This window comes from Thermus arciformis, from assembly GCF_900102145.1.
Lineage (GTDB): Bacteria > Deinococcota > Deinococci > Deinococcales > Thermaceae > Thermus > Thermus arciformis.
In genome coordinates this window covers 1-2,897 of the sequence record NZ_FNBC01000078.1, presented here as the reverse complement: position 1 = coordinate 2,897, position 2,897 = coordinate 1, and the positions used below count along the sequence as shown (strand labels likewise).

At 69.6% G+C, this 2,897-nt stretch carries 2 protein-coding genes and 1 pseudogene; 2 read left to right on the top strand and 1 reads right to left on the bottom strand.

The genetic code is table 11. The annotated features are described in order from the left end of the window. A pseudogene (locus tag BLP62_RS13340) lies at positions 1–437 on the bottom strand (hypothetical protein); the annotation flags it as partial. 1,593 nt (positions 438–2,030) lie between these two features. On the opposite strand from BLP62_RS13340, the gene BLP62_RS13335 reads away from it, so the two are divergent. Then, positions 2,031–2,654 (top strand): hypothetical protein, encoded by a 624-nt coding sequence (locus BLP62_RS13335; RefSeq protein ID WP_093008751.1) that lies wholly within the window; start codon positions 2,031–2,033, stop codon positions 2,652–2,654. Next, the coding region (locus BLP62_RS13330) for a hypothetical protein (protein WP_093008750.1) at positions 2,651–2,897 on the top strand (247 nt) is incomplete at its 3' end. The genes BLP62_RS13335 and BLP62_RS13330, both read left to right, overlap by 4 nt.

The window sequence follows — 2,897 nt, the reverse complement described above, 5'->3', positions numbered from 1 at the left end:
CTCCGGGCCAGGACCTCGAGGCCCAGGGCGAGGAGGGTCCGGTACACCCTCCGCTCCCGCTCGGAAAGCCCTGGCAGGGTGCCCCGCCGCTCCCCCTCCTCCAGGAGGCGGTCGGCGAGGTCCCAGGCGTCCCGCTTCCACTCGGGCGGGGGCGGGGAGGCGGAAAGCTCCTCCCGGGTGGGGAGGGCCGGGGAAGGCGGCGCCTCCCGGAGCTTCCGGCGGAGGTCCTCCGGGGGAGGCGCCTCCTCGGGCGGGGGCTCATGGACCCCCTTCTCCGGGGGCGCGGCCCCCCCCAGGAGCTTCAGGTAGAGGGGCGGAAGCTCCTCGCCCCTCGCCCGCTTCCTCCGGGCCAGGGCCTCGAGGAAGGCCCGGCCCCGCTCGGTGAGTCCTTCCGGCTGTTCTTTATAGCTCTTCCCTTCAACTCCTTCTTGGGGCATAAACCCCTCCCGTTTCGCGCGTCGGAGACGGCACTCCCCCGCGCGCCGCCTTGGCGCCTATTGCCTTTCCCGCTGGGAGGGGATAACCTTAGGCGAAGGAAAAGGTTGCTGGAATTTGGGTTCCCTCCCAGCGGGAGCCTCTCTTTTTGGTCCTCACGCGGCCCTGCCGCCTTGGGCCCCAGGGGGGCCCGGTCTACCCGTTGGGGGCTATTATACCGACCCCTTCCCAAAGGCAAGAGGGGATCCCCCGTGCACCCCGTGCAGACGGGGGCTTTCGGTACTGCTGGTGCAGGGAGAAAGTGCGGTGTACCACACGGCAAAAGGCAAAGCCCCCCGGGAAACCCGGGGGGCTTCTCTTGGGCTTTCTGTCTTCCTGCCCTGGAGGGTTCTAGGTCAGGTCATCTGCTCATGCATCCACGCACCGATCCTCACTCAATCCGTCTTCCTCCTTCGCACGGCAACCCGCCAGGGCGGTGTCTGCTGCCCGTGTGGTGGGCTCTACCCCCGGTTTTCGGCCTCGGGACGGCCGTGGCTGTCCCCGTGTGGCCGGGACACGCCCCCGATTTAGGGCCTCGGGATGGCCGTGGTTGGTCCACTCCGGGGGACCTCCCGGTGGCCTGGCCCCCACCAAGCACCAGGAATCCCCACACGCCTACCCAAACCGCTACGGGTCTTCCCTCCACCAGGTTTCCCTGGCTTCCACGGTACTCACCCGCTCCGTCCCTGCCGTTATCCCCGCTTATCCGGTCCTCGTTGAGCGGGTTTCCCCGCCTCCTAGACCGTTTTCCCGCGGCCACCGATGGGGTTCGCCACGCTCCCATCGGCGTACCAGCCCCTATGGGTTCAGGGCTGGAGGACACACCCCGGTGCGGCATTGCCGCCCGTGGGCACGGCAGGGTCGCCATTCCCGTCCACCGCGTTGTCAGACACCTAGCCCACCGGGTCCAGAAGCCTTGCCTACCCCGCCTATGGGCGGGATCCCCTTCAGGGTGCGTGGGTAAGGGCCGGAAAACCCTCACGCAGGGGGAGCTCGGCTCAGCCTCCTTCGTCCCTCGGTTCGAAGCCCTCATCAGGCCCCTTGGGCAGGCCCCCGTGTGGGGGCTCTTCGGTGTCGCCCTAGCCGCATGGGTTCCGCTGTGAAGCCAGAACCCGCGACACTTGACCCATGACTCAGCACCCCTCGGGCCTGTGGCACCCTCGGAGCACCCATGGGCGGGCGCACCACCCCCTCGTGGTGCAGGGATCATCCCCTCCGACGGCGACGGCTGGCTCGTACGGTCGCCTTCCGTGTGAACCGACCACCAGATGCGTGGCGATAGGACGGTGCCTTTCACGGGGTCGCCCTCGATTCCGGCACCACCCCCGCCCCAAACCGGACGGGCCCAACTAGGGCATCCGGCTTTCCCCGGCCCAGGCGGGACGGGTGGGGAGGGGCACCTGGTGGGGGCCAGGCTCACGAGGTAGGTATAGCGGGGAGGGTCTTGATCCGACCCTTTTTACGTCCCCCCCCTCCCCTCCCCCCTTTTAGGCTTTCTTTCCCCTTCCCTACGGGAAAGGACAAGGTATGGCCCCCTGCCTGCTACCCTCTCCCCCATGGGCCGCACCCCCTACCCCTGGCAAGGCCCGGTCTGGAAGGCCCTGCACCGAGCCTTGGCCCACCCGGGGAACCGCTACCGCTACGGCCTCCTCCTCCCCCCGGGGGAGAGGCCTCCCCGGGAGCGGGAGGGCCTGCGGGCCTTCCCCCTCCCCGAGGGAGGGTGGTTGGTCCTCTCCCGGGAGGCGAGGGTGGGAAGCCTGGAGCTTCAGGACCTGGGGCAAAAGCCCATCCGGGTAGGCCCCTTCCTCCTCACCTGGGGCGGGATGCGGCGGGACAAGACCCAGAGGGCCCGCTTCCTGGTCTCCCCCGCCTGGGTGCGGGAGCGGCAGAGGGAGATGGAGCGCCTGGTGGGCACCTTCCGCTGGCCCCACGACCGGAAGCGGGTCAAGCCCCTGGTCCTGGCGGAGGCCCGCAGGCTCGTGGGCAGGGTGAACGCCCTCACCCGGGAGGTGCGGGAGGCCTCCCGGCTGGGCTTCCTCCCCCCGGCCACCGCCAACCGCTGGGACAAGGCGGTGCGGAGGAGCCTGCGGAAGGCCCTCACCGGCCTCGGGCTCACCAAGGGGGAGATATCGGAACTTCTGGGGCGGGTGGTGCGGCTCAAGCAGAGGAGGGGGGAATGAGAAAGCAAGATGCCATCCACGCCCTGGGGCGGCTTTTGACGCTTTATTGGCCCCTCACGGACGAGGTGGGGCTTGGGAACCTCCTGCGCCCCTACCTCCCGGACAAACCCGCCTGGACCGAGGAGGAGATCACAGCGGCCCTGGCCCGCCTCCTGGCGGACGTGGTGGCGGAGGGGTGGGACCGGCACGGAGCCCCCAGCGTGGCCCGCCACCCCACGGAGGGTTTTGTGGCCTCCTTCGAGG